At 39.6% G+C, this 26,631-nt stretch carries 25 protein-coding genes; 12 read left to right on the forward strand and 13 right to left on the reverse strand.

The window, feature by feature from the left end; genetic code table 11:
* Window positions 1-115: 115 nt before the first annotated feature.
* Window positions 116-334, reverse strand: coding sequence for a hypothetical protein (locus Q0779_RS21980; RefSeq protein ID WP_298776061.1), 219 nt, complete (start codon window positions 332-334; stop codon window positions 116-118).
* 82 nt (window positions 335-416) lie between these two features.
* Here Q0779_RS21980 and Q0779_RS21985 point away from each other — a divergent pair, with 82 nt between their 5' ends.
* From Q0779_RS21985 to Q0779_RS22000, 4 genes are all read left to right on the forward strand, one after another.
* The gene (locus Q0779_RS21985) at window positions 417-1,295 is read left to right on the forward strand and encodes a virulence factor BrkB family protein (RefSeq protein WP_298776062.1); all 879 of its coding nucleotides are present in this window, start codon (window positions 417-419) and stop codon (window positions 1,293-1,295) included.
* A gap of 51 nt (window positions 1,296-1,346) precedes the next feature.
* Window positions 1,347-1,784, forward strand: coding sequence for a D-aminoacyl-tRNA deacylase (dtd, locus tag Q0779_RS21990; protein WP_298776064.1), 438 nt, complete (start codon window positions 1,347-1,349; stop codon window positions 1,782-1,784).
* Window positions 1,785-1,814: 30 nt separating this feature from the next.
* The gene (locus tag Q0779_RS21995) at window positions 1,815-2,276 is read left to right on the forward strand and encodes a thioesterase domain-containing protein (protein WP_298776067.1); all 462 of its coding nucleotides are present in this window, start codon (window positions 1,815-1,817) and stop codon (window positions 2,274-2,276) included.
* Window positions 2,277-2,454: 178 nt separating this feature from the next.
* A complete protein-coding gene (locus Q0779_RS22000; protein WP_298776069.1) occupies window positions 2,455-3,048 on the forward strand; it encodes an FMN-dependent NADH-azoreductase in 594 nt (197 codons plus the stop codon).
* Window positions 3,049-3,086: 38 nt separating this feature from the next.
* Here Q0779_RS22000 and fucP read toward each other — a convergent pair whose 3' ends face one another.
* Both fucP and rsmD read right to left on the reverse strand, forming a co-directional pair.
* Window positions 3,087-4,385, reverse strand: coding sequence for an L-fucose:H+ symporter permease (fucP, locus tag Q0779_RS22005; protein ID WP_298776071.1), 1,299 nt, complete (start codon window positions 4,383-4,385; stop codon window positions 3,087-3,089).
* A gap of 500 nt (window positions 4,386-4,885) precedes the next feature.
* Window positions 4,886-5,473, reverse strand: a complete 588-nt coding sequence (gene rsmD, locus Q0779_RS22010) for a 16S rRNA (guanine(966)-N(2))-methyltransferase RsmD (protein WP_298776072.1) — start codon at window positions 5,471-5,473, stop codon at window positions 4,886-4,888.
* 210 nt (window positions 5,474-5,683) lie between these two features.
* Here rsmD and ftsY point away from each other — a divergent pair, with 210 nt between their 5' ends.
* From ftsY to rpoH, 4 genes are all read left to right on the forward strand, one after another.
* Window positions 5,684-7,492, forward strand: coding sequence for a signal recognition particle-docking protein FtsY (gene ftsY / locus Q0779_RS22015; protein ID WP_298776075.1), 1,809 nt, complete (start codon window positions 5,684-5,686; stop codon window positions 7,490-7,492).
* A 44-nt stretch (window positions 7,493-7,536) separates the two neighbouring features.
* Entirely contained in the window at window positions 7,537-8,211 is a 675-nt protein-coding gene (ftsE, locus tag Q0779_RS22020) for a cell division ATP-binding protein FtsE (RefSeq protein WP_298776078.1), read from the forward strand.
* A gap of 62 nt (window positions 8,212-8,273) precedes the next feature.
* Window positions 8,274-9,245 carry a permease-like cell division protein FtsX gene (gene ftsX / locus Q0779_RS22025; protein ID WP_298776081.1) on the forward strand — a complete coding sequence of 324 codons (972 nt, stop codon included), beginning with the start codon at window positions 8,274-8,276 and terminating at the stop codon, window positions 9,243-9,245.
* 275 nt (window positions 9,246-9,520) lie between these two features.
* The gene (gene rpoH, locus Q0779_RS22030) at window positions 9,521-10,378 is read left to right on the forward strand and encodes an RNA polymerase sigma factor RpoH (protein WP_298776083.1); all 858 of its coding nucleotides are present in this window, start codon (window positions 9,521-9,523) and stop codon (window positions 10,376-10,378) included.
* A 49-nt stretch (window positions 10,379-10,427) separates the two neighbouring features.
* On the opposite strand, the gene Q0779_RS22035 is transcribed toward rpoH, so the two are convergent.
* A complete protein-coding gene (locus tag Q0779_RS22035; RefSeq protein ID WP_298776086.1) occupies window positions 10,428-10,856 on the reverse strand; it encodes an Lrp/AsnC family transcriptional regulator in 429 nt (142 codons plus the stop codon).
* A gap of 154 nt (window positions 10,857-11,010) precedes the next feature.
* On the opposite strand from Q0779_RS22035, the gene yjeH reads away from it, so the two are divergent.
* Window positions 11,011-12,258, forward strand: coding sequence for an L-methionine/branched-chain amino acid transporter (gene yjeH / locus Q0779_RS22040; protein WP_298776087.1), 1,248 nt, complete (start codon window positions 11,011-11,013; stop codon window positions 12,256-12,258).
* A gap of 39 nt (window positions 12,259-12,297) precedes the next feature.
* Here yjeH and Q0779_RS22045 read toward each other — a convergent pair whose 3' ends face one another.
* Window positions 12,298-12,750, reverse strand: coding sequence for a TerB family tellurite resistance protein (locus Q0779_RS22045; protein ID WP_298776089.1), 453 nt, complete (start codon window positions 12,748-12,750; stop codon window positions 12,298-12,300).
* Between the two features lie 44 nt (window positions 12,751-12,794).
* The gene (locus Q0779_RS22050) at window positions 12,795-13,349 is read right to left on the reverse strand and encodes a DUF2780 domain-containing protein (RefSeq protein WP_298776091.1); all 555 of its coding nucleotides are present in this window, start codon (window positions 13,347-13,349) and stop codon (window positions 12,795-12,797) included.
* Between the two features lie 174 nt (window positions 13,350-13,523).
* Here Q0779_RS22050 and Q0779_RS22055 point away from each other — a divergent pair, with 174 nt between their 5' ends.
* Window positions 13,524-14,261 carry a hypothetical protein gene (locus tag Q0779_RS22055; protein ID WP_298776093.1) on the forward strand — a complete coding sequence of 246 codons (738 nt, stop codon included), beginning with the start codon at window positions 13,524-13,526 and terminating at the stop codon, window positions 14,259-14,261.
* 85 nt (window positions 14,262-14,346) lie between these two features.
* Here the strand turns inward: Q0779_RS22055 and Q0779_RS22060 are convergent, their stop codons facing one another.
* Window positions 14,347-14,646, reverse strand: a complete 300-nt coding sequence (locus Q0779_RS22060; RefSeq protein ID WP_298776095.1) for a hypothetical protein — start codon at window positions 14,644-14,646, stop codon at window positions 14,347-14,349.
* A 171-nt stretch (window positions 14,647-14,817) separates the two neighbouring features.
* Window positions 14,818-15,795, reverse strand: a complete 978-nt coding sequence (locus Q0779_RS22065; RefSeq protein WP_298776097.1) for a LysR family transcriptional regulator — start codon at window positions 15,793-15,795, stop codon at window positions 14,818-14,820.
* A 109-nt stretch (window positions 15,796-15,904) separates the two neighbouring features.
* Between Q0779_RS22065 and Q0779_RS22070 the strand changes: the two genes are divergently transcribed.
* A complete protein-coding gene (locus Q0779_RS22070; protein WP_298776100.1) occupies window positions 15,905-17,110 on the forward strand; it encodes a multidrug effflux MFS transporter in 1,206 nt (401 codons plus the stop codon).
* 320 nt (window positions 17,111-17,430) lie between these two features.
* Here Q0779_RS22070 and Q0779_RS22075 read toward each other — a convergent pair whose 3' ends face one another.
* Window positions 17,431-18,369, reverse strand: a complete 939-nt coding sequence (locus Q0779_RS22075; RefSeq protein ID WP_298776103.1) for a hypothetical protein — start codon at window positions 18,367-18,369, stop codon at window positions 17,431-17,433.
* A 203-nt stretch (window positions 18,370-18,572) separates the two neighbouring features.
* On the opposite strand from Q0779_RS22075, the gene Q0779_RS22080 reads away from it, so the two are divergent.
* The gene (locus Q0779_RS22080; RefSeq protein ID WP_298776105.1) at window positions 18,573-19,169 is read left to right on the forward strand and encodes a tRNA-uridine aminocarboxypropyltransferase; all 597 of its coding nucleotides are present in this window, start codon (window positions 18,573-18,575) and stop codon (window positions 19,167-19,169) included.
* Window positions 19,170-19,222: 53 nt separating this feature from the next.
* Here Q0779_RS22080 and Q0779_RS22085 read toward each other — a convergent pair whose 3' ends face one another.
* From Q0779_RS22085 to Q0779_RS22100, 4 genes are all read right to left on the reverse strand, one after another.
* Window positions 19,223-20,101 carry a putative porin gene (locus Q0779_RS22085; RefSeq protein ID WP_298776108.1) on the reverse strand — a complete coding sequence of 293 codons (879 nt, stop codon included), beginning with the start codon at window positions 20,099-20,101 and terminating at the stop codon, window positions 19,223-19,225.
* A 371-nt stretch (window positions 20,102-20,472) separates the two neighbouring features.
* Window positions 20,473-21,273, reverse strand: coding sequence for a putative porin (locus Q0779_RS22090; RefSeq protein WP_298776111.1), 801 nt, complete (start codon window positions 21,271-21,273; stop codon window positions 20,473-20,475).
* Between the two features lie 545 nt (window positions 21,274-21,818).
* On the reverse strand, window positions 21,819-22,913 hold the full coding sequence (locus Q0779_RS22095) for an efflux RND transporter periplasmic adaptor subunit (RefSeq protein WP_298776112.1): 1,095 nt from the start codon (window positions 22,911-22,913) through the stop codon (window positions 21,819-21,821).
* Window positions 22,910-26,041: an efflux RND transporter permease subunit gene (locus Q0779_RS22100; protein WP_298776115.1), complete on the reverse strand. Its 3,132-nt coding sequence runs from the start codon at window positions 26,039-26,041 to the stop codon at window positions 22,910-22,912. The genes Q0779_RS22095 and Q0779_RS22100 overlap by 4 nt, the downstream gene beginning before the upstream one ends.
* Window positions 26,042-26,631: the final 590 nt, after the last annotated feature.

Here is a 26,631-nt window from a genome sequence, read left to right on the forward strand (position 1 = left end):
GTTGCTGCATCGACAATACACCAGATATGCAAGAGCACACCTATAATAGGAGGGATAATAAATATCCACATTGCGTAAGCGGCGCCAATAAAGACAAAACATTGTGATGAGCGGCTCAATTTTTATAGGTTGCTGCATCGACAATACACCAGATATGCAAGAGCACACCTATAATAGGAGGGATAATAAATATCCACATTGCGTATGCTGCCCCAATAAAAACAAAAAACAATAGGGCGGCCAAAACACGTCCTTGTACCAGTTGCCCAAGACCAGGAATGAAAAAGCTAGCGATGGCTGCAATGACATTACCTGCTGAACCTTGTTGAGACATAGATCTACCTTTGTAATTTGTTAATATAAACTTATATGGTTAAAGATACTTAAGCAACTAGGGCAAAAGCAAGAGAAACCTTATGAATAAAATGATTAATATTAAACAGCTTATTAGTTTGTTTCGGGGTTTTTGGGATTTTTTTGTGCATTTACTCGCAAGATTAAAAACAGATCAAGTGAATATTCGAGCAGGACATTTAGCCTATGTAACCTTATTATCTTTAGTGCCTTTAGTGGCCGTTATGGTGTCTATGTTATCCGCTTTTCCAGTGTTTGTTGGTCTTAGAGATGAAATAGAAGGTTTTGTTTATAAGAACTTTTTACCTGCTGCAGGTGATACAGTTCAAGTCTACTTGAATGAGTTTGTTGAAAATGCTTCAAAGGGAACGACAGTCGGGATTGCCGCCTTAGTGCTGGTGGCTATTTTCTTGATCTCTGCGATTGATAAGGCGCTCAATAGTATTTGGCGAACCAAGGAGAAAAGGCGGAGTGTAGTGTCTTTTTCTATGTATTGGATGGTGTTGACCTTAGGTCCTGTACTGGTGGGGGCAAGTTTAGTGGCGAGTTCTTATATCGTGTCGCTTAAAATTTTCAGTGACACCGATTTTGTTAATGTTGCTCCCTTAGTGAAGCGTTTACCTATGCTTTTTTCTATGGCTGCATTTTTATTGCTATATATGGTTGTACCAAATCAGAAGGTGAAATTTCTTCATGCGTTATTTGGCGCGCTTGTTGCGGCGCTTCTCTTTGAACTCAGTAAAAAGGGTTTTACTTTGTACGTCACTCAATTTCCAACCTATGAAGCCATTTATGGGGCGTTAGCCTCTATTCCCATTTTATTTGTTTGGGTTTATTTATCTTGGGTGATTGTATTAATTGGGGCAGAAATTACAGCGGCTTTGCCTGAACATATCGATCAACAATTACAGAAACTCATTGCAGAGGTAGATGAAGAGTAAGCGTTTAGTGTATTTTAAGATATTTATGTCAAATAGAAGCGAAAAATAGAAATGATAGCTTTAATTCAAAGGGTTAAGCATGCAAGTGTGGAAGTTAATGGCATAGTTTGCGGTGAGATAAAGCAAGGTTTATTGGTGCTATTAGGTGTAGAAAAGGAGGACAATCAGGAAAAAATGCAAAAACTGGCTAAAAAAGTGATGCAATATCGCGTGTTTTCAGATGAAAATGGCAAGATGAATTTAAATTTACAGCAAATCTCAGGGGAATTATTAGTTGTTTCCCAGTTTACGCTTGCTGCAGAGACAAAAAAAGGATTGCGCCCTAGCTTTTCGGGGGCGGGAACGCCTGAACAAGCCGAAGTCCTATATAATGATTTTGTTAAATATTGTAGAAGTGAGGGCACGACTACCCAAACTGGGCAATTTGCTGCCGATATGCAAGTGTCTTTGGTTAACGACGGACCGGTGACTTTTCAGTTGCGAGTGTAAGTTTTTTGAATTTTATTTAAGATAAGGTAAATGATGAGTGCTCCGTTCATTGACACAAAAAATATATTAAAAGAATTAACCGCAACTTGGTATGAAACGATCCCCTTAAGTGAGTTTATGCAAGTCAGCGCGGATACATTTGAAGAGCAAACCTTATCTGTTTCTGCGCCACTGGCACCCAATATCAACTTACACCAGACTATGTTTGCTGGCAGTATTTATACCTTAATGACATTAACTGGGTGGGGATTGGTGTGGTTGAAGCTAAAGCAACATAAAGTCAGTGGTGACATTGTTTTAGCTAAGGCGGATGTGAGATATATCGCTCCTATTCATGGGCAAGCTAGAGCCCTAGTCACTTGGCCAAATATTGACTTATCTGGGTTTGAAAAAAGCCGCCGATTGAAATGCCCATTACTTGTTGAGCTTTATTGTGCTGATAAGCTGTGCGCATCTTTTAAAGGCGTTTATGTGGCCACTCCAGTAACGTGAAATGAGACTTAACCTTTCTATTTTTTAGTTTCTTTATGACAATTTAATGCGTTTTTATTCTAATTACTTGGTTGTTAGAATTGGACTCATAGTAAAGAGAAATGGTCTCTTTACCGCACTTTTGCACAATTTGAAGGTAACTTTTCATGTTATCTTCAAGGCAATAATGGAGTCGATGATGTCTAAAGTATTAGTATTAACTTCAAGTATATTAGGTGATAAATCTAAATCAAATCAGATGATTGATTATGCCGTTGAGCAATTGTCCTTTCGAAATATTGCAATGACAATTAGAGATTTAACAACCAGTGGATTACCTACATTGGATGGAGAACTGGCTGCGGGCTTGCGAGGTGAAGAGCATTTGAGTCTTCGTCAGCAATCTGTCATAAAGCTAGCTGATAGCTTAGTGCAAGAGTTAAAAAGTCATGAACAGATTATTATAGCAGCCCCTATGTATAACTTTACTGTTCCCACTCAATTGAAGCAATGGATTGATCTTGTGGCTAGGGCGGGGGTCACCTTTCGTTATACCGATAAGGGACCCGTAGGGTTATTGAAGAATAAAAAGGCGATCGTTATCACGACGCGAGGTGGTGTGCATAAAAATAGGGCTAGTGATCATCTCGTGCCATATTTAAAAACTGTTCTAGGATTCATTGGCATTGAAAATGTAGAGTTTGTGTATGCTGAGGGGCTAGCTATGGACGATAGTATAGCGAGGGAGAGTATAGAGAAAGCTAAGTCTGCAATGAATACATTATTGGTATGAATTAACATGTTTAGTTGGTTAATCATTCACAGTCATTGTTATTCTTTCTGTGAATGAGTATGGCTGACTCGTATACTTTTAAGATCAAACAGGGCGTAACAGGTAACGATTAAAAAGCAGATTGCGGGGATCATGTAGGAGAAACTGACATTGTATTGATCAATCAGTAAACCTTGAACCATAGGCATTAAAGCGCCGCCCAACATGGCCATGACTAAACCGGCTGCGCCAAATTGAGTGTCCTGTTTGAGCCCTTGCAGTGCAATACCATAAATAGTTGGAAACATTAGAGACATACAAGCGGATATTGCAACGAGCGCATAAACACCGTAGAGAGTTGGTGTGAACATCATATAAATGGACAAACTCGCTGCGATTATTGTCGAGAAGGCAAGTAATGAAGTGGGTTTAATATAGCCCATTAACCAAGTCATGATAAAGCGAGAAAAAAGAAAAGTGAGCATGCTGTATTGCAAATAGGTGCCAGCTTCTTCAGCATTTACCGAGATGGCATTCATGACATATCTTATTGTGAACGTCCATACACAAGTTTGGGCGGCCATATTAAAAAATTGAGCCATTACGCCATATTTATAATGTCGATTTTTCATTAAATGGGAGAAGGTAGAGAGGAATCGTATTTTAGGATGCTTTGTTAATGAAGGCGAAGAAGAGACAGCGGGTGCCTTATTTACTGCAATGGCTACCCAAGTGAGTAACAAGGCGAATGCCATACCAACATAGGGGGTCATAACCGCATTTAGTTCGCTGGTTTGTATGGATGTTAGCTGCTCAATGGGCATGTTCATGCGTTCTTGAGCTGTTGCTGGATTTAAATGAGGAAGAATAAAGCTGGCCGCAAGAAAAACGCCAATATTTGTTCCTATGGGATTAAAAGATTGCGCAAAGTTGAGTCTTTTCGTGGCATTTTCACTTGGCCCCATAGTAATGACATAAGGGCTTGCAGAGGTTTCTAAAATAGAGAGTCCTCCTGCTAGAATAAAAAGTGCGGTGAGAAAGTAGCCATATGAAAGCGATTGACTGGCTGGATAAAATAGAAAAGCGCCGATAATGGCCAGTCCTAATCCTGTTAGCACGCCTGTTTTATAAGAATAACGCTTATTGATCATGGCTGCTGGAATGGCTAAGCAAAAGTAAGCACCATAATATGAAAATTGAACTAATGCAGATTGAACACTGGACATCGTAAAAATTTGACTAAAAACTTTCACCAATGGATCGGTCATGTTGGCCGCCACACCCCATGCAGCAAAGCAAATGATCAATAAAATAAAAGGCAGCCGCATAGTGGGGAAAATAAGGGGAACTTTTTTCATTCTGTTGTTCACTACATTTTATAATTGTGACTTATCTATTAATCATTAGCATTTGTGACTGTATTGGTAAATAAATCTTCGGCTTTTTATTGTTTATATTGTACGGGATAACGTAATGGCTGTTATTTTTTTACGATGAAAGATCATTTAGTCATTATTTTTAATATAAAGGGGCATTTTTAGTCTCTGAATGTAATAATATGCAGCGCAAATACTTAGCCAAAGCGTTTATTATTCAAAACTCTTCATCTCAATCTAAAGTTTCGGTGTCGATTTAGACGTCGGGAGCCATACCATTTTATTCAATGACATGGGAAGCAATGCTGCATTTAATGGTGTTGGTTTTAATACATTTGATCGTTAGCTATAGGGCTGTGGCTCTGGGCGTGAATAAAGATGAGGCTTCAACGAGAGCAGGTAATTTTTATGTCGGTGATGTCAGCATAAAATACTTTCCTAAACTTAATATATTTTAAGTTTAGGAAAGTATAAAGCAAATGTTAGTTTGTATTTATTGATTGAAATAAACGATAAGTAACTTGTCCAGCTGCTTTTTCTTTAAGCTGTGTCCAGCTTTGTGGAATATTGAGCGATGATAACGATATTTCTGTTTCGGTTTCCAGATAAATTAACGCATCTGGTGCCAACCATTGCTGAGCGGTGAGTTGTTCAATACAGGGGGCCGCAAGTTGTTGCCGAAACGGCGGGTCGATAAAGATAATATTAAAGGGCTCACTCGGTGGAGTCTTGAGTAAAGTCAGTGTATCACCTTTTATGACGTGGCCTTGTTCACATTCTAATGTGGTTAAGTTCTGTTGCAATTGCTTGGCGGCAGAGGATTGCAATTCAAACATCTGTGCGAAGGCGGCGTACCGTGATAAGGCTTCAAAACTGAGTGCACCGCTGCCAGTGAAGCAATCTAATACTCGTGCGCCTACCACATTTGCATTGAGCCAGTTAAACAGGGTTTCTTTAACGCGATCTGTGGTTGGACGTAAACCTTCTAAATCATGAATGGGTAAACGACGTGATCGCCATTGTCCTGAAATGATACGAACTTGACCCATATTTGGTTTTTTTTTGGTCATTTTGCCCTCATGATTTTGCCTGAAGAAAGAAAGTGGTAGACTGTCACGCTTTGATTTAAGGTCGGTATTTTATATTAAAGTGAGCATAAAAGGTGAGATACCGTCGTTTTGTCGATTAACATCTCTATTTTAATGTATCATTGAGGTGTTTTTAGGCGTCTTTTATCCTAATTGCATTATATATTCGTTATTTGAGCACTGGTATCCAACATGGCAAAAAAAGGTTTTTTTTCTTGGTTTCGTAAAGATAAATCTAAAGATGAAATCAAGGCTGCACCAACAGAAACGGTAATAGAAGATAAAGTACAGAATGAAAAAGAGCAGCTTGAGGCAAGGGCGTTAGAAGAAGCTAAGGCTGCACAAACACAACAAGAAAAAGTTGACAGTGAAGTTGTCAAGGAGGCAGAAAAGGCTCGCTTGGATGCATTAAAAGCTGAAGAAGAACAATTGGCTGCAGAAAAGGCGGCTGATGAACAAGCGCGCCAAGCGTTAGAAAGGGCAGCGATAAAAGCTGAAGAAGAACGGTTAGCTGCAGAAAAAGCGGCTGCTGATGAACAAGCGCGTCAAGCGTTAGAAAGAGCAGCGATAAAAGCTGAAGAAGAAAGGCTGGCCGCAGAAAAAGCGGCTGCTGATGAACAAGCGCGTCAAGCCTTAGAAAGAGCAACGGTTAAAGCTGAAGAAGAACGGTTAGCTGCAGAAAAAGCGGCTGCTGACGAACAAGCGCGTCAAGCGTTAGAAAGGGCAACGGTTAAAGCTGAAGAAGAACGGTTAGCTGCTGAAAAAGCGGCTGCTGATGAACAAGCACGCCAAGCGTTAGAAAGGGCAACGGTTAAAGTTGAAGAAGAACGGTTAGCTGCTGAAAAAGCGGCTGCTGATGAACAAGCACGCCAAGCGTTAGAAAGGGCAGCGATAAAAGCTGAAGAAGAACGCTTAGCTACAGAAAAAGCCGAGATAGAGGAACAAGCCCGCCAAGCGTTAGAAAGAGCAACGGTTAAAGCTGAAGAAGAACGATTAGCTACAGAGAAAGCAGAAAATAATGAGCAAGAAGTCCAACCAGAGCCACAAGCGAAACCGGCTAAAGAAGGCTTTTTTGCTCGTTTAAAGCGCGGATTAAAGCGAACCAGTGACAATATTGGTAGCGGTTTTATTGGGCTTTTTCGTGGTAAAAAAATTGATGATGATCTATTTGAAGAGTTAGAAGAGCAATTATTAATTGCCGATGTGGGTGTCGAAACCACCACTCGCTTAATTGATACTTTAACCGATCTGGCAAGTCGAAAGCAGTTAAAAGATGGTGAAGCGTTATATGATTTGCTTAGAGAAGAAATGCAAAAAACCTTAGAGCCTGTGTCTGTGCCGTTAGTACCTGAAAATAATGATGGGCCTTTTGTCATTTTAATGGTGGGTGTCAATGGTGTGGGTAAAACAACCACCATAGGCAAGTTAGCGAAACAATATCAGGCACAAGGTAAGTCGGTGATGCTGGCTGCTGGAGATACCTTTAGGGCGGCTGCGGTGGAGCAATTACAAGTGTGGGGGCAGCGAAATGATATTCCTGTGGTTGCTCAACATACTGGCGCAGACAGTGCTTCAGTATTGTTTGATGCATTACAGTCAGCAAAGGCGCGTAACATCGATGTTTTGATTGCCGATACTGCGGGTCGATTGCAAAATAAATCGCATTTAATGGATGAATTGAAGAAAGTTGTGCGTGTCATGAAAAAGCAAGATGCGAATGCACCCCATGAGGTGATGTTAACGCTTGATGCCAGCACAGGGCAAAATGCGATTAGTCAAGCTCAACTCTTTAAAGAAGCGGTTGGTGTGACAGGGATCACTATTAGTAAGTTAGATGGTACGGCAAAAGGTGGTGTTATTTTCGCCATTGCCGATAAATTTGGTATTCCCATTCGTCATATTGGTGTGGGAGAGCAAATTGAGGATTTACGTACTTTTAATGCTAAAGACTTTATTGACGCTTTATTTAGCCAAGAGAGTATGGATAATCTCGACAAGTAACTAACTCATTAGTTGTCTGAATGAAAGGGGTCCAGGGAGAATGCATGATTGAATTTGAGCAAGTCAGTAAAGTCTATGCTGGTGGTCAAAAAGCACTATCAGATGTGAGCTTTCATTTAAAGGTGGGTGAAATGGCTTTTTTAACTGGGCATTCCGGCGCAGGAAAAAGTACCTTGCTCAAATTAATCACTGTAATAGAAAGAGCCAATGGTGGTCGTGTTGCGATTAATGGCTATGACATAGCAAAAGTGAAGCGAGATCAAGTGCCCTACCTTCGTCGTGATATTGGCATGATTTTCCAAAACCATCATTTATTGATGAACAAGAGTGTGTTTGACAATGTCGCTTTACCTTTGATGATAGAAGGTTTTTCTCACGGCGAAATTCGCAAGCGAGTCGCAGGTGCTTTAGATATGGTTGGTTTGTATGGCAAAGAAAGACATCAGCCCATAATGTTATCAGGGGGGGAGCAGCAAAGAGTGGGGATTGCTCGCGCTATTGTGAATAAGCCACCTTTGTTATTAGCCGATGAGCCTACAGGGAACTTAGATCCTAAGTTATCAATGGATATATTACGTTTATTTGAAACCTTTAATAACGCAGGTACAACGGTGTTAATTGCTACTCATGATTTGGGGTTAATTGCGCGAATGAAATATCGCACTTTGACCCTAAAACAAGGAAAAATGCTAGGAGCACAAGAGCTAGCGCACCAGTAAATGATTATTATTTTATCTTATCTGTAAAGGAGAGTGATTGTGACGTTGAAAGGAACGTATTCATGAGTCAATCTAAGCCTATTTCACTTAATCGCAGTAAGCTTCCTTTATCGGGCCGTTTTATCATGTTTTTCGTACGTCATGTTCAACATGGCATGACGAGCATGGGCGAGTTGTGGCGTAATCCTGTGTCATCGTTAATGACTATGCTGGTGTTGGGTTTGAGCTTAAGCTTACCAGCTGCTCTACAAGTGCTTGTTAAAAATGCTGAGGCGATTACGCATTCATGGAACAGTGCTGCTGAAATCTCATTGTTCATTGAAAATCAGCCTAGTGAGAAGACGATGCAAAGTCTATTGACACGCATTCAGTCTTATCCTGAAGTCAGTGAGGTTAATTACATTGATCGTTCACAAGCTTTGGCTGAGTTTCAGCGTCTTTCAGGCTTTGGTGAAGCACTATCTTATTTAGATTCGAATCCTTTGCCAGCTGTGATTACGGTTATTCCTACCTTGCATTATTCAAGCCCAGAAGGGGCGAGAAGGTTGCTGACGAAATTAGAACAAGAGTCAGAAGTGAGTTTTGGTCGTTTGGATATTGAATGGTTAGAGCGTTTGCAAGCGATATTAAATTTACTTGAACGAACGGTGTTAGCGATTGCTACCTTGTTGGTGCTGGCAGTGGTTTTAGTCATAGGAAATACTATTCGACTCGCCATTATGAATAGGCAAACAGAAATTGAAGTGATGAAGCTGGTGGGAGCCACAGAAGCTTTTATTCGGCGACCCTTCCTTTATACCGGCATTTGGTACGGTATTATAGGTGGGGTACTGGCTTGGCTAATTATTAATATCTTAGTATTATATTTGTCATCGGCATTAGGAGAGCTTTTAGGCTTGTATGGCAGTGAATTGAAAATGCAATCATTAACCTTTTCAGAATTAATTCAATTGGTTATATTGGCTTCTTTTCTTGGATGGTTAGGTTCTTATTTGTCTGTCAGGCAGCATTTAAAGGCAATTGAACCTTCTTAGTTTGTTTGCATTACTTGAGCAAGAAAAGTAGATGAACCAGACTTCATTTGCATTTGAGTTATCTTGTTGTAAAAATAAACGCTAGAAGAGATCGGTGATAATGAAAATAGCGATCTTTATCACATAGAGTAATAGACCATTTGAGTATAATTAAGTGAGATTTACTTAGTAGAATAGTTGACATATTCTGTCAGATAGTCGATAGTTCTTCAACCTGCTAGCAGTCTTGACTGAAGCAGTATATCGATAGAGTTTAAGTACAGTTAGGAGCGTGAATGACTGATCAAACGCAAACAATGGCACTAATGGTTCCTCAAAGTAGTGGTAGCTTAGAGTCTTATGTTCACTCGGCCCAAAGTATTAGTATGCTTGAGCCTGAGCAGGAATATGAGTTGGCGAAACGTCTTCAAGAAACGGGTGACTTGCAAGCGGCAAAGCAGTTAATTATGTCTCATTTGAGATTTGTGGTTCATGTTGCTAAAGGTTATTCAGGTTATGGCTTACCGCAAGCGGACTTAATCCAAGAAGGCAATATTGGCTTGATGAAAGCGGTTAAGCGCTTTGATCCTGATGTTGGTGTGCGTTTGGTGTCTTTTGCTGTGCATTGGATAAAAGCGGAAATACATGAATATGTCTTGAAAAATTGGCGTATTGTAAAAGTGGCAACAACAAAAGCCCAACGTAAGTTATTTTTCAATCTACGTAAAGCAAAGAAACGTTTAGGCTGGTTTAGTGACGCTGAAGTGAGCATGGTGGCCGAAAATTTAGGTGTATCGAAAGCGGATGTGACTGAAATGGAGTCGCGTATGGCGGCACAAGATCCTGCGTTTGATTTGTCTAGTGATAATGATGATGAGCACGATTTTGCGCCAATGCACTATTTAGAGGATCATTCTTCTGATCTGGCTTCGCAAGTTGAAAATGATAATTGGGACTCTCAAAATCATTCCCGTCTGTTGTCAGCAATTAAAACGTTAGATGAACGCAGCCAGCATATTTTACAAGCGCGCTGGTTAAATGATGAAAAGGCAACGCTACAAGAATTGGCTGAAACTTATCAGGTATCAGCAGAGCGTATCAGGCAGCTTGAAAAGAATGCCATGAATAAATTAAAAGGTCGAATGGAAGCGTAATTATTCGACGTTTATTTAAAAAAAACCTGCTACGGCAGGTTTTTCACTTTTAGCCTTGATTGTCTATCCATTCACTCATCACGACATGGGTTTTTATTTTAATAATATCTGTCTGCGCATCAATAAACTCTCTGATTTCATGAAGCCTTTGCATCGATTTTGCTTGTACATAGACTAACAAATCCATATCGCCAGTGATCCCACGGCAGGTAATGACTTCAGGAATCGCTTGAAAAACATGGATCACGTCTGCACATCGTGGGCAGTGATGTTGAATTTCAAAATAAGCAGATACGCCCACTTTTTGAGATTCACTTAACAGTACTTGATAGCCTCGAATAACCCCTGTTTGTTCCATTTTCTTTATTCTCTCGGATACCGCTGAACGGGATAAACTCACTTGTTCAGCAATCCCTGAGATGCTTTGTCTAGCGTCTTGTTTGAGTGTATTCAAAATGGCAGAGTCAAATTTATCCATGTGGGTCTTTAAGGCAGAATGCGCCAATGTCGAGAGAATTCCGTCATTTTAACGGAAATGGTGTGAGTATGACAGGGTTGAACATCAGACTTTGGGGGGAAGTCTATTTATAATAGACTGATTATCAATCAGTTAAATAGTGTAAGAATCATCGATGAAAGGAAAGATTGGGTGTTGGCAAGGTGCGGGTTTAATGGCCACAACTTTGCTAGGTACAGGTGTTTTTATTTTACCGCAATTGACCATAGAGGCAGCAGGGAATGGTGCATTAATTGCTTGGGCATTGCTTACGGCGGCGATTATCCCTATCACTTTAGTATTTGGTCGCTTAGCAGGTGCTTTTCCTCATGCAGCAGGTCCTGCATACTTTGTTGAGAAAGCATTTGGACAAAGTGCGGGGCGAACCATTGGCCTCATGTTTGTCCTTGTTGTGCCATTAGGGGCACCCGCTGCAATTTTGATGACTTTTCAGTTTGTAAATGAGTTAGTGGCGTTATCAGGTTGGTTTCAGGTGGGGGTAGAACTATTACTTCTTTGTGTATTGTTTTTTTTGAATCAAAAAGGCATTCAGGTCTCGGCAAAAATGCAGTTTATGCTGACCTTAGGTGTTGTGGCGGTAGTCGTTGGATTATTTGGCTCAGTAGGGACTAATATTGGTGATATTAAGAGGTTTACTACACATATTGAGGCAGACATCAATTCGATTGCTATTGCTGCCAGTATTGCTTTTTGGAGTTTTTTAGGTGTGGAAGCGATGACACATCTGGCTAATGACTTTCGCAATCCTAAAAAAGACATGTTACCAGCAATGATGATTGGCACCGTGTTAGTCGGGCTTGTTTATTTGGGTTGCACTTTGCTGTTATTACTGGTGCCGACAAATAGTGGCGTTGCTATGGTGGGAGTCATTAATCAACTTTTTGGTGGTTATGGGGCGCAAATAATTGGCATTCTAGGTATTGCAAGTGGTTTGGCGACGGTGAATGTTTACACTGCAAGTGTATCGCGACTTATTCACAGTTTTAGTCATGAAGGTGTATTACCGCAGTATTTTTCGACATTGAATGGAAGTGGGTTACCTGCAAGAGCATCAAACACAGTACTTGTTGTTATGGCATGTGTTATTGTGATGACTTATATGACAGGGCAAGAGTTAGACGATCTTATTTCGTGGACGAATGGTGTTTTTGTGATTATTTACTTAGCCTCTATGTTGGCGGCAGGACGGTTATTGAGTAAAGGCTATTGGCCATTGGTGTTAACAAGTTGTGTGTTATGTCTAGTGCTTGCGGCCGCCTTAGGCACTAATATGCTCTACGCGGTATGTTTGCTCTTTGTCTTATTTGGTGGCTTGGAGTGGCGTAAACAACATAATAAGCGCAGGCAAGCCGCCTTAGCTTAAATTTCGAGCCATTTTATTAAAGCCACATAAAGTGGCTTTTTAGTGTTTATCTTTGAGTGCAAGATTACGCATTTGTATGAGTTCACTGTGTTTTAAATAAAGCAATTCAGCCATTCGACGGATCAATTGATCTTCATATTGGCATAGATGACCATCGGCATAAGCTAAACGCCACATGGCTAAAATTAATTGTTGTTTCTGCTTAATAGAGTATTGGTTATTGATTTCTGATGTGAACTCAAAAAGAGACGTGCTTTTTTTCTGTTTGTTTTTTGCTTCATTAATCAGTTGGTTAACTTCATCCTTGTTTAACTTCAGTGTTTTAGAAAGCAGCTCTGGGAGTAATTTTGCTTCTTCAGCAGAAAAAGACTCATCGGCATAGATGACTTCTAATAGTAAGCAAGCTGCCGCTAAATTCAAGTGCTGAGCTTTGTCTTCTGGGGAAAGTTCTTGAGCATGAAAATTTAAGAACTGCTTTAATTTCTCTATCATAGTGATACTCAATGTTAAAAAGGATTAATGACACATTGGGCTGTTTATTTAAGATCGAGGGGATCTTGTGTGACCGTTAAAGGAGTTAATGCTTTCATGAGTAAGTCTGAACTGCCTTTGCTGCCATTGGTATTTAAATAATCTCCAAGAATATCCATCATAGGGTCAACCATCTCTTTGGACAAGCCCAATTGTTCAAAAGCATTGTATACCATAAGTCCTCCTTTTGCCGTTGGGCTGAGGTTGCCTAGTTGATTACTGAGTGTGGACAAGGGTGAGCTGTTATCTACCTCAGGGGTTGCTTGCAGTAAGCTATTAATATTAGGAATAGAATTGGCGATAGGGTCAAAGCTACTTCCCCCAAGACTTGACTTGGCCATTGACAGAAGACTGCCGAGCCCACCTTGGGCTTGTGCTTGGGTTATCCCTAATTGATCCATAGTTATTTGTACTAAATCAGCTTGGTTTGTGTTATTTGTCGTGGAGGTTTTATCTGCTTGAAGCATAGTGTTGGCTAAATTTTCAAGCTGGGCTGCATAAGCTGTGAAAGAGAAAATGCAGAGGAAGAGGGCTAAATGTAATTTAGTTAAGGATTTCATTGGCTGTTTTCCTATATCATTTGATATCCATAATTTTAGCTTTTTTGTGTCCTCAAGGAATTTTTTTTACACTAAGAACGCTATAATTTTAATCTTTGCATTGTGCATTCAGGTTAAAACTTGGGTATCCTTAGCACTAATTCGTTTTATCTACATTATTTATTGGAAAGACACATGTCATTGTCTGCAATTTTAAATCAAGCATTGAATTTTTTTAGAAATAATATCAGTCAACTAGCAACATTAACTATCCCTATTCTGTTGATCCAAGTCGGATTACAGATGTGGTTAAGTTTAGAGATCACTTCTGCTGATGAACAAAATCCGCAATTTGACGCAAGTCACATGATTGTGATGATGGTCTTATTACTGCTTTTTTCTTTGCTAATTGCAGCATTGACATTATTTTTAGAGTTACGTTCATTAGGACACAAGCCAAGTAATGCTTTAGTACTGAAAACCAGTTTAAACTTTGTGCCTGGTTTATTGCTGGCTGGAGTATTCTCGGGTTTAGCAATATTAGGGCCTTTCTTTATTTTAGCGGCTATAGCTCCCGTATTAGGTGTGATTGGCTTAGCGGCAAGTTTTTATATTTTTTCTCGTTTAGCGTTTGTGAATTTTATGGTTGTCGTGGAAAGGTTAACACCAATGGAAGCGATTAAGCGTAGTTTCGTTTTTAGTGGGCCTATTGTTTATAAAACGATGATGATAGCGAGTCTTTATATCCCCTTATTAATATTAGGGGGTGGGCTGGCAAAGCTAGTTGAAGGGGTTGGGTTACCAGTGCAATATTTGATGGATGTTGTGGTTGCTTTTCTTGGCTTATTTATTAATGTGGCGTTGTTTCGCTTATATATGGTATCACGAGAGCAAACAGACGAGAGTCAAAATATTAGCCATGACGGCGAATGAGGTGAGCCCAGTTCAGAAGAAGGAGATCTGTTGAACTGGGATAATCGACTATTGAATAATGTAAATTGAACCGCTCCCAAATGGATTACTTTTCATTTGGGTTGTGTTCAAAGGTACGACCCTGTGAGGGCGATGCATCAATATCTTGTGCTTGTTGATTGAGATCTTTGGCTTGTTGCTGACGAAAACGGGCTAATTGACGCTTTAAAAAAACACGTCCAAATAGCGCTAACGTGACAAAACTGATCGCCCCGAGTAATAGAATAAAGGGGAGAGCGATGAGGATCAGCGCAAGAAATAAAATACCGACCGCGAAGGAAGCCCAGCCACGAGCACCCGATAATCGATTTCGCAATTGGGCTTGTTGAAATTGGCTGTAAATCATAATGACTCCATAAAATTTGATGATTGGTGACTGGCGCTATTAATTTCAGGGCGCTTGCACCAATGTCAGTCTATATGTTGCACCTTGTGGCGCCTAGGATCACGTTAAATAAACTTAATATCTTATCATATACCGAAAATGAAGTGCTTCATAGCACTCTTGCTGGCTTATTCAGGTGAGATTTAAGTCATCAGGTTTCACAATTTGTGAAATGCTTTTACATATGGTGTCTTTAATCCATAAATGTCCAGGCTCCTCAGAATTACGGGTATGCCACAGTAGTACGTATGCCATGGAAGCAAAAGAAAGGGGTAAAGGTAGCTCAACTAATGGATAAAGTTTTTTTGCATGGCAAGCAAAGCTACTTGGCAGAGTAAAAATAAGATCGGTGTGGGCGCAAACGCTGGCTGCACCATAAAAGTCTGATACTGTTGTACTGAGGTTTCGCCGCAACCCTAAGTCGGCTAAATGATAATCGAGCATCCACCAATTATTGCCTTCGCAGCGGACTTGTACATGTTGCATGTTGAGATAATGCTTAAGATCCCATTGTCCAGATCTAACTATATTTAAAATAGGGTGATTTTTTCTGGCGAGACAAATTTGATGATCGGTGAATAACGTTTGGTGTTCAATACCTTCCGGCAATTGCTGGATCTGTAAGTTAGATTTTGGATGTAAGTCTCGTCCTGAAATACCAAAGTCAATTTGCCCTTGTTGAATGGCTTGCATGGATTTCTCAGTCCAAATATATGAGTCTAGTTTTAGATTGGGGGCTTGGTTGAGTAAAGGGCCAATAAAATATGGTATTAATGTATCGTAAGCACTTTCAACCATGGCAAATGAAAAATGTCGCTCACTATTTGTTGGTACAAATTGCGGTGCCTGTGTCAGTTGGTATATTTGCTGTAATAAGGGGGGGAGCTTTTTGGATAAATGTAGTGTGTGTGCTGTGGGTTTTAAACCGTGAGCGGTACGGATAAAGAGAGGATCACCTAAAGCTTCTCTTAATCGGTTTAAGCTTTTGCTTAAGGATGATTGGCTTAAATGCAGTCGATTAGCTGCTCGTGTCACGCTTTGCTCTTCAATCAATATTTGTAAAATCACCAGTAAATTTAGGTCGATTCGGGCTAAATTATCTAAATTCATAGATATTCCTTATAGGAAATATAGTTAGTAAATCATATCATTTCTATTCATAACATGAATTGGGTAAAATGATCGCTTTATAACCTAATTAAAGAGAGTTAACGTCAGCATGCGTCGTAATTTATTACCGATATTAATGTCTATGGTGGTATTAAGCCCACTCGCTATCGATATCTATTTACCCTCAATGCCAAACATGGCAATGGAATTCGGGGTATCGGCAAGTGAAATTCAATCGACTTTGGTGTTATTTCTTTTTGCAATGGGAACAGGTCAGCTATTAATCGGTCCATTAGCGGATCGATATGGTAGGCGGCCTATCGCGTTAGCCGGGATCTTGTTGTATTGCCTAAGTAGTTTGCTAGCAGCAACAGCAGTGGATTTTCATTGGTTACAAATAGCAAGAGTACTGCAAGGCTTGGCGGCGTGTGCAACATCTATTGTGGTGTTCAGTGCAGTGAGGGATAGTTTTTCTGCTAAAGATGGGGCCCACTATTACAGTTATTTAAACGGTATGATTTGTGTGATACCAGCATTGGCACCGACTTTGGGGGGCATGTTGGCGTTACAATTTGGCTGGCGTTCAACGTTTGTTTTTATGATGCTATATGCAACCTTGGTTATTATTTATGTCGGTTATCGTTTACCCGAAACCAGACCCGCGGAGACTATTTCAGAAGGCCCATTATACCGTTGGGCGAGATATAAACCTATATTGTTAGAGCCTCATTTTTTGTTTTATGCTTTTATTTGTATGGTTGGCATGACATCAATTTTAAGTTATGTATCTTATGCGCCAGTATGGATCATTGAACATTTAGGTTTGTCAGAATTGACGTTTAGTGGTTTATTTGCACTAAATGCAGTCATTAATATTATGGCTTGTTTCGCAGCTCCTTTGGTGATGAAACAGTTAGGCAATCGTGGCACTGTTATTTTGGCATTAGGATGTTTGTTTGTTGCTGGGAGCTTGCAATTGATTTTGAAAGAATGGGGCCCCAATAGTGGTTTTGAGGCCGCACTCAGTTTTATGCTGCCCATTCTTTTATTGTGCATTGGTTTTGCTTTGCTCTTAGGACCTGCGACGAGCATGGCTTTGTCTGTCTTTGGAGAAAGAGCGGGGACGGCAACCGCAATATTGGGATTCATACAAATGAGTGGCGCCTCTTTATTGGCAGGTTTAGTGCAACAAACCAGTTTAAGTGCACCTTATGCCGTGGGTTTAGTGATGTTAGTGTTATCCAGTATCTCAATCGGCATAATGAAAACAAAAAGTTTGTCTCATTGGCATGAGCAAAAAATATTGAGCGAATAATAATACCAATCTAGGTAAATAAATGATCAATTCAGAGTCGCTCAGGCGTTTCATTTCAAGGCGTATTTATGCCGTAATGGCAATCCCTTTCAAATGAATGCAACACAGAAGTGGAATGCCAGAGCGGCTCACTCTGTGCGAGTTTAAAAACGCGTTATGCTACGTTATCTATTTTTGATATAGAATAACTATTAGCTTCAAATAGCTGCCTTGCCTACCGCATTTTTAATTCTCGCTGAATAACCACTTATTTACTTAGATTGGTATTGCAGCGGCCAGCATTATGCTGGCCGCTTTATTGACTCTAACTGCAGTGCGTTTTAAAATCGTGCATCAAAACTGATACGGCCATAGGCGCCATCTAAACTGGGTTCCAGTTGTTTGGTGACTTCAAATCGCGCAGAAAATAAATCAGTCATACGCCAGAAATATGCAGCGGTGACATTATAGTCATTATCGTTGTCGTCATAATCATTATCGTCGGTATGATATTGACCACCGATGGAAAAAGATTGTGTAAGGTACCAATCGAGAGCTAAATCAAGATTATTAATGGAATCGGTAAAGTTTGAACTGTAGCCAACTAACTTTTGTTCATAGGAGGTATAAGTGTATTTTGCAGCCATATACAGTCCTGCAGTATGGACAAAATCGACGAAACTATTTGCGCCTATACCATAATTATTGCTGGTTGTTTTTAATTCCAAATCGGTGGTAAAAACAGTGCGGTAATTTTTTAAGTTGCCTCGACGATAATCGAAATAGATTGACGAGCTAGGGTCAAAGTAATAACCGATCGCGCCAATATAGCCATCTGACTTATAATCTTGTACGGTAAAGTTTCTATCGATATCCATACCGTAAAAGTCATCATAGTCACCTAGACTGAAATAGCCATCAACTTCATAGTCTTTTAGCTCAGTCTTATAATATTTTGCGGCAATGAAAATTTTAGAATCAAAAACATACTCAATGTCGACATGGTAATCTTTACCGTTGCCATTAAATCCCGCAAAATGAGTACCGAAATTTGTTTTTTGAGCGAGTTCGCCACTTAATGCGTAGGGAACAGTGCTTTGGTTTACACCGTCGCCCCCAAAGTAACTTCGCTGGCTTAGACCATATCGCCCGTCTGAAAAATCTTCACTGGATGAAGAATAATAGGCTTGAATTTCATGCTTATAATTATTGTCATCTGCTGCAATCGCGGCAGATCCTGTTAAGCTAAGTAAAATAGCAATAGCGGTTGTACGTTTCATAATCATCTCCCTTTTGATGAGACTAGGAGGCGAGTATTATTAAGGGTACAACTTAATCCATAAATTTATTTTGGCATTGAGTTAGTTAACTCATACCTACGCTCCCAGCCTTGTGAATATAGACTAGAAGTGTAAAACTCGCCAATATCAAAATTGAGATTTTTATCGCGCTATATCGATTATTTAATGAAGAGAATTATCTTGTGTCACGTGAGAAATGTGTAAAGTGTCAATATCCAAAGATAGCGTGTATTTGTGAGAGTATAACGCAGCTTAAAATGACGAATGAAGTGATTGTTTTACAAGATCCGAGTGAAGTGAAACATGCTAAGAATACCGTAAAATTACTGGCATTAGTGATCCCTAACGTGACTATTGTTGTGGGGGAGACGCCTGAGGATTTTGCTGAAGTAAGAGATACTTTAGCGCAGAGTCAAAAAGCAATATATGTTATATATCCAACTCAAGACAGTAGGTGTATTGATAAAGTTAAGCCCGTTAAGGATGCGGTTTTGATTTTTTTAGATGGTACTTGGCGTAAGGTGTTTAAAATGATGGCGCTAAATCCTTGGCTTGAACAATATCCTGCTCTGCATTTAAATTTAGATGCGTCTTCTCAGTATAAAATACGTAAAGCTCCACGTGTTGATAGTTTATCCACCCTTGAAGCTGTGGCGCTTAGCCTGAAGACAATTGATAACCAACTCGATGTGGCCCCTTTATATAATGCACTCAATGCAATGGTAGAAAAACAGCTTCAGTTCATGCCGGAAGCGGTGAGAAAGCGTTATGATAAATGATTAATGTATACTTCCCGTGCAGTAATTGTTGCACGGGAGAAAGGGGAAAATGATTAGAATCTGGCATTGACGCTTAAGTTGCCGTAAACACCATCTAAGTCTGGTTCAAATTGCTTAATGATGTTAATACGGGCAGATAACACATCGTTTAAGCGTAAAAAGTATGCGGTACCGACACCATAGTCATCGTTGTCACTGTTATTATCATCAGTATGGTAGTAACCGCCAACAGACCAAGAGCGGGTAAAATACCAGTCGGCTTTTAGATTAAAGTTATTACTGTTTTGTGTTGTTTTGCCTGTATAAGTACCATTATATTGTAATTCAGTATCAGCATACTGGTAATTGGCATCAATATAAATACCTTCAGTCACAGTCATGGGGACTAAGGTTCTTAGGCCTAAACCGTAATAGTGGCCTGTGGTATCGGCATTGTATAAAGAATTGTCTTCCTTCCCATCGTTATATTGATAGGATAAATAAACCTCACTGGTTTTGTTTAAGTAATACCCCCCAGTGACTCGGTAAGTTTTTGAATCGGTGCCAACAGTATTATAACGGTTCATTAGCTTTAGATTGTTAGCATCATTGAAATCTGTTTTTTGATAACCTAAACCAATAAACCATTTTGAGTCAAAAACATAAGTACCATCAAGGTTATATTGTTTATCACTACCGTCAAAGCCAATATACTCACCACCGATATTGGATGTTTGGGCTAGGAATTTACTTAACGCATAGGGCACTGTTTCTTGATTGACGGCTTGTTGAAAATAACGGTATTGTAGGCCCCATTTTCCATCTGAGAAGTCTTCACTTGAGGTGATATAGTCAACTTGAGACTCATGATGATAAGGCTTGTCTTGGGCAGCATGGCTTGTATGGATGACTGAACTCAATAAAATAAGGCTAGCAAGTGTGATTTTATTCATTAATTTTGTCCCTGTAATTAAAATAAGGCTAGGAGACAAAATAGTTAGACATTATTCGAGGAGGTAAAAAGAGAAAGCTCTGCTTATCCATAAGTCTATATTAATTCGTTTTTTGGGGATGAGTCGTTAACTTTTAGCCCTTAGCTCCTAGCGCGGTTACTATAAGCGAAGTATTATTAAAGATGCAAGTGAAGTGATGACTTTAATATAAAATGGATCTAAAATATTAGTAGTGCCTAATATAGATAAGTAATCTAAATAAATAATCTCAATAAAAAAATGAATGCTAGCGACTAAGCGGTTTGCATTCATTCTTTATGGAGTACCAACTTTATTTAAGTTGATACACTTATTCTATTCTTGGTTGAATATTAGAAGCGGCCATTTATCGCTAATTTACCAAATACACCATCTTGATTAGGTTCAAATTGCTTACCGACTAAAATACGTGCCGAGATTGAATCTGTTAGACGCCAGAAGTATGCAGTGTTGATGCTGTAACCATCATCGCTGCCACTTTTATCTTCAATTTTGTAATTAGCGCCGAATGACCATGCGCGAGTAATGTACCAATCTGCGTACATATTAAAGTCATTGGTCGACGTTTTACCTTTAGTTGAATAGTGTTTGCCGTTTAACTCTGTGCCCAGTAAAATACCTTCAGTAACAGGAATAGGCAAATAACCTTTGACGCCAAAAGTATAAACATCGGTGTTTTCACCATGATGATTAACATCTAAGCGTTGGTAGTTTGCATAGACTGATGAGGTATCATTGAAGTAGTAACCACCACCAATACCATAAGTCATTTGATCTGATGAATTTTCATCGGCGCGATTTAATTTACCATTAATAAACCACTTAGAGTCAAAAACATATTCGCCATCGATACCATAATTGCGAAAATCTGTCTCGTCATTATTAAAACCAAAATGGCCTCCAATATTAGAGCTTTGCGCTAAAAAACCGCTTAATGCATAAGGCACGGTTTTTTGATCAACAGATTGGGTGTAATAACGGTAGTTCATATCCCAGTCACCGTCAGAAAAATTCTCACTTGTGCTGTTATATTCTAATTGAGCTTCGTGGTGATAGTTATTATCATTTGCCGCAAATGCTGATGCACTGGTTAAACTTAATAAAAGAGCGGCTGCGATTGTAGATTTGTTCATTTATTCATTGTCCCTGTAATTATAATAAAGCTAGGAACAAAAATGAGAAGTGATGAGGTTTTATATTAGACTAAAGTCAACTCATCCATAAGTTATTTAAGTGCCTTAGTTAATATCAACGGACACTGTTGCTCCTAGCGGGGTGAAATATACAGATGTTAAAAATAAAAAACAATCCTTTTTATTATAATTTATATCATCAGAAGAAAACTTAATCAGAATATAACACTTAGGTTGATGCTGAGAAGTGATGTTTAAAATTGGAAAAGCAGACTGGATATTTTTATTGTTGTGGATCTTCAATATTTTTATTTAACATAATAAGCTATATAAAAAATAATAAAATAAATTTCAGTTTCTATATCACTCTATAAATAATGGAGTTATTTGTTAAATAGTAGGTGTATTTTATATTAAGGATATATAAATAATATTAGATGGGATAATTGGATCCTAATCTTAATGTGCTAATGCATTGAGTGCTCCATACCCGTATTGATGAAATACTACGGGTATGATTTTAGTTTGCCTTTAACAAAGAAGTGCTAGCTAGCGATATCGGGCTTGCTCTCTGTGGTTGTGTATTTTACGGTTTGTGCTGCTTTTAAGGTTTCAGCCCCTCTAATCACAATGAGATCTTGAGCTTGTAAGGCTTGATGTTCTTGACTGGTGACAGCTATCCAATCTCCTTCGCCTTCTCCTATCGTCACTGCGATTTTTTCGGCTTGATTATCTTGATTGATTTTAACGACATAATGCTCATTCGAGCGTAAAACTAAGGCGTCTCTCGGAACGAGTAAACTTAAGCGCTTAGGGGCAATGGGCATTTCCAAAGAGACAATTTCACCAATATTGATATGAGATAGCTGATTCTTCGGAATGGAAATGCGGGCTTCAAAGGTTTGTGAGTCGTTACTCGATACAGGGATCAAGTAACGAATGGAAGCCATAAAACTGCCTTGGGCGTGAAAAACATGTAACTGTTCACCCACTGCTACTCTTTGATAGTATTTCAACGGAGCATAAAGGTGGATTTCTAATTGTAGTGGATCCAGCATGGAGAGTATTGGACTTGATGTAGCAACATCTTCTCCAGTTTGGCGCATTTTTTGTGTAATGATGCCATCAAAAGGAGCACGAATATTGGTTTTTGCCAGTTCATCTTGAATTAATGCAAGTTTAATTTTGGCGAGTTTCAATTTTGTTGCCGCTAAATCACGTTCTGAACGCACTTGATCTAATTCAGAAAGGCTGATGTTTGAAGTGAGTTGACTGACTCTTTCAAAGTTAGCTTGTTCACGATTAAGCAGTACCGTTTCGTATTCGATTTGCGCTTGTTGCTCTGTTTGTTGGAGCTTTAAGCGTCGATCATCTAGTGTTGCAATGATATCGTTATGTTTTACATGACTGCCTGCATCAGCAATCCATGTTAATTTGCCAGTAAGCCCAGCTGTTAATTCACTATAATATTTAGGTTTTACAGAGCCTACAATCATGGTTTTGGGAGCCAGTGTTCGCGCTTCCACTTTGGCGACTTCAACTAAGATTGCTGCTTCAATATTGTCAGGCGTTAACTCGGTTGCCAATACATGGCTTGAGAATATGAATGAAAAGAGACTATAAATGTGAATAAGCTTCATGAGTGGATCCCTGCTAGAGATGGGGTTGTCGTTGTATTTTTTGTTGTGGTTTTATAGGTTAATCTTAATAAACTTGGCATGAGAATGAGAGTAAATAGGGCGCTAAAAGTCATACCGCCTACAATAACGACGGCTAAACCCCGATAAATCTCACTGCCTATGCCTGGAATTAGGGCTAAAGGTAACATACCGAAAATAGAGGTTAGTGTGCTCATATAAACGGGACGTGCTCGACTTCTCACAGCCTGGTAAATTGCGGTATCTATGTGATGATGTGCAGCTAATCCTTGGCGTGTTTGGTCGACTAATAAAATGGCATTATTGACCACTAAGCCCAGTAATATAATAAACCCTATCATGGTGAGGAGATCCAAACTTTGAAACGTAAACAAGTTTAATATCCACAGACTCACAACACCGCCAGCCATTGCCAGTGGCATTGATAAGAGCACCAATAAACTGTCTTTTGCAGAGTTAAACATGGCCGCCATTAATAAGAATAAAATGACGAGCGCTAATAAAAAGTTATAGCCCATATCTGTCAATGTGTGTTGTAATTTATCGGCATTACCACGAAATTTCACCATATAATCTGCTGTTAATTCATTTTTAAGTTTGGGTAAGACTTCATGCTTGATATGAGAGAGCGCCTCATCTAATGACATACCATCAGGTGGAATGATCAAAAGGCTAACCGTTCGCTTTCCATTAATACGCTGTAATTGTGTGGGCCCGACTGCACGTTGAATATCGGTGAGTTCACCAATGGTTTGTACTCCTGCATTGGGAGTGTGTATAGGTAGCGCTGCTAATTGTTCAGGTGTTTGCCATTCAGGACTGCGTAATAAAACATCCATACGCTCATTACCATCAAAGTACTCACCAACAAATAAACCTGAGGTGTATGCTCTTATGGCTTGAGCAAGTTGACTTTTATCGAGTCCTGCTTGGGCTAATTGATGTTCGCTGGGTAAAAGCTGTAACTCAGGCTGTGCTAGTGACAAACTTGGAATGGGGCGTACTACAGCGTCAGGCAATGTTTGTTCAAGTAAAGTCATGCCTTTTTCAGCTGCGTTTAATAATAGAGGGAGTTCAGGTCCTTGTAAATCTAGCGTAATGGAACGACCGCCATTAAAACCAACTCGCAGAAGCGAGCCTCTATTTACAAAAGCTTGAAGGTCAGGTAAATCGACAAAAATATCCTTTTTGAGGATATCTATCATTGTTTCAACTTGCTTTGGATCTTCAGGATAAATAAAGGCGGCATTGAAGTTGGTGTACATTGATAGATTATAACCACGAATATAGGGTTGCTGTTGTTTCTCGTAGTAAGGTTTTAATCGTTGAATGATGGTTGCGGCTGTTTCTCTTTCAAGGGTATCGATGTTTGCGCCCGCTGGTAAGGAAAAAAACACGGCAATATTGTCCGCTTTAGTTTGCGGTAAGAAATCGACCCTAGGTAATAATAGTAAGGTGATAATGCTACTACCGACAATTAATAGGCTACACCAGATGAGTGCGCGCTTATTATTGCCTGTTAGTGCAAGTATGTATTGAGATAACCTTTGCCAAAAAGATATTGCTGCTTGCGGTTGTGTCGTCGTACCAGATCCTGGATGAGAAGCGAAATGATTTGGTGCGGGAGCCACCTTAAGCCAGAGTAAACTAAAAACAGGGATTAAGGTAACGGCACTAATAAAAGAGGAAACAACCGCAACAGACAATGTTAATGCAAGATCGGTAAAGAGCTGTCCTTCAATGCCAGGCATAAATAATACAGGTAAGAAAATAGCCACAGTAGTGGCAGTGGAGGCAAGGAGGGCGCCTTTTACTTGAGTGGTACCCTTGATGACGGCTTGGGGGAGTGGTATTCCCTGCTGTAATAGCCGGACAATATTTTCTTGTACTATTATTGCTGCGTCTAATACTAGTCCAACTGCAAAGGCTAAACCTGCTAAAGAGATGACATTTAAACTACGATCCATGAGACGTAAAACAACAAAGGCAATTAAAAGCGCGACAGGAATTGTCGACGCAATCATTAGGGTTGCATTAAGGTTACGTAAGAAGGCATACAAAATCAGTAATGCCAGTAAGATCCCTAGCGCAATGTTACTTTGTACCAAGAAAATGGCGCGCTTGATGTGCACTGAAGCATCGAAGGATAATTCAATGATTAAGCCTGCTTGTTTTAAAGCACCTTGATTGAGTTCATCAATTGCAAGGTTTATTCCTTCAAGTACTTCAACGGTGTTAGCATCAAACCCTCCTTGAATGGTCATGTAATAAGCGGGATATCCATTGCGTTTAGTAAAGCCATTTCTATCACGTGTTGTGAGCACTATTTCAGCAATTTCATTGAGGTAAACAGGTCTGCCTTGCTGGTAACTAATGATCAGTCTGCCAAGATCTTCAGGTGTATATTGCCCTATAAAGCGTACATTGTATTGACGACGACCGACTTTTGCGCTGCCACCTGATATATTCGCGGCACGTATAACGGCCGATTGAATTTGAGTCAGGTTGATTTTTAATGCGGCAATACGGTAAGGGTTTAATATAATGTGAAGCTCTTTCGGCGAGCGTCCTTGTAGTCCTACACTGGCTACCCCTGTAATTTGTCGTAATCGGGGTTCAACAACTTCATCAATTAATTGTTGGTACTGAGCAAAATCAGTTTGAGGATTGTTGTCATCCATTCGAATGAGTAAAGAGGCGAGGTTAGGGGTGTTACCACCACCGACGTCTATAAAAGGTTCATTAGCATCTCTGGGTCTAGGTGGAGTTTGATTAATGGCATTAATGACGTCGATCATGGCTGTTTGCATGTTATGTCCGACTTCAAAGGTTAATGAAACTCGACCAAAACCTTGAGAAATTGAAGACTCCATTTCTAAGACCCCAGGCACACGTTTCAGTACTTGCTCTTGAGGTTCAATAATATTGGCTTCCATTTCCTGTGGCGCCGCAGCTCGCCAGTTATTAAAAACAGAAATCTGAGGTTGTTGTAGATCAGGTAAAAGTTGAATCGGTAATTTGGTGGCGGCTAATAATCCAAAGATGATAATTAATAGCAAGCAGACTAAGGTGGCTGCAATATGTTGAGTACTCGTGCGGGTGAGATCCATGTTAAACACAATCCTTTAGGATGCTTGATACAGTATCAATTTGCTGTAGTTGTAAGTGAAAATAATGATAACGATAATATTTTCAGTAAACTAGTAAGTATTGATATTAAAATGTTTCGCCATGTTTCAATATGGTTTGATTTTATGGGTATTTGTTTGGTAGGCGTGTTTAAATGTAAAGTTGCAGAAGTCATATTTGTTATGTGTGAAAGTGTAAACAACAATTGAAGGACTGATAGAGTGAAAGAAGTCGCCAATATGTGAGTGTAGAATAACCATTGAGTCCTTTTTTTATCCACTTAGCTGGCTTTGTGTTCACTTAAATGATTTCTTTAAATTAAATGCAAAAAAGCCCTTGCGCTCATTCCAAATCTCCCTATAATGCGCACCCACTGACACGGCAAAGCAGCTTACTAAGCGTTGTTAAAACATTAGTTAAACAGCAGCGGTGGCAAGCGTTTCAAGTAGTTATGAAGTGCGAAGGTGATTCCTATATTGTATAAGAGTTAACCTTTGAAAAACTTCTTAAAAAAACACTTGACGCACACGAGGAAATGCGTAGAATACGCCTCCTCAAGCCAACGACCTAA

The organism is uncultured Shewanella sp. (genome assembly GCF_947491715.1).
Taxonomy (GTDB): domain Bacteria; phylum Pseudomonadota; class Gammaproteobacteria; order Enterobacterales; family Shewanellaceae; genus Shewanella.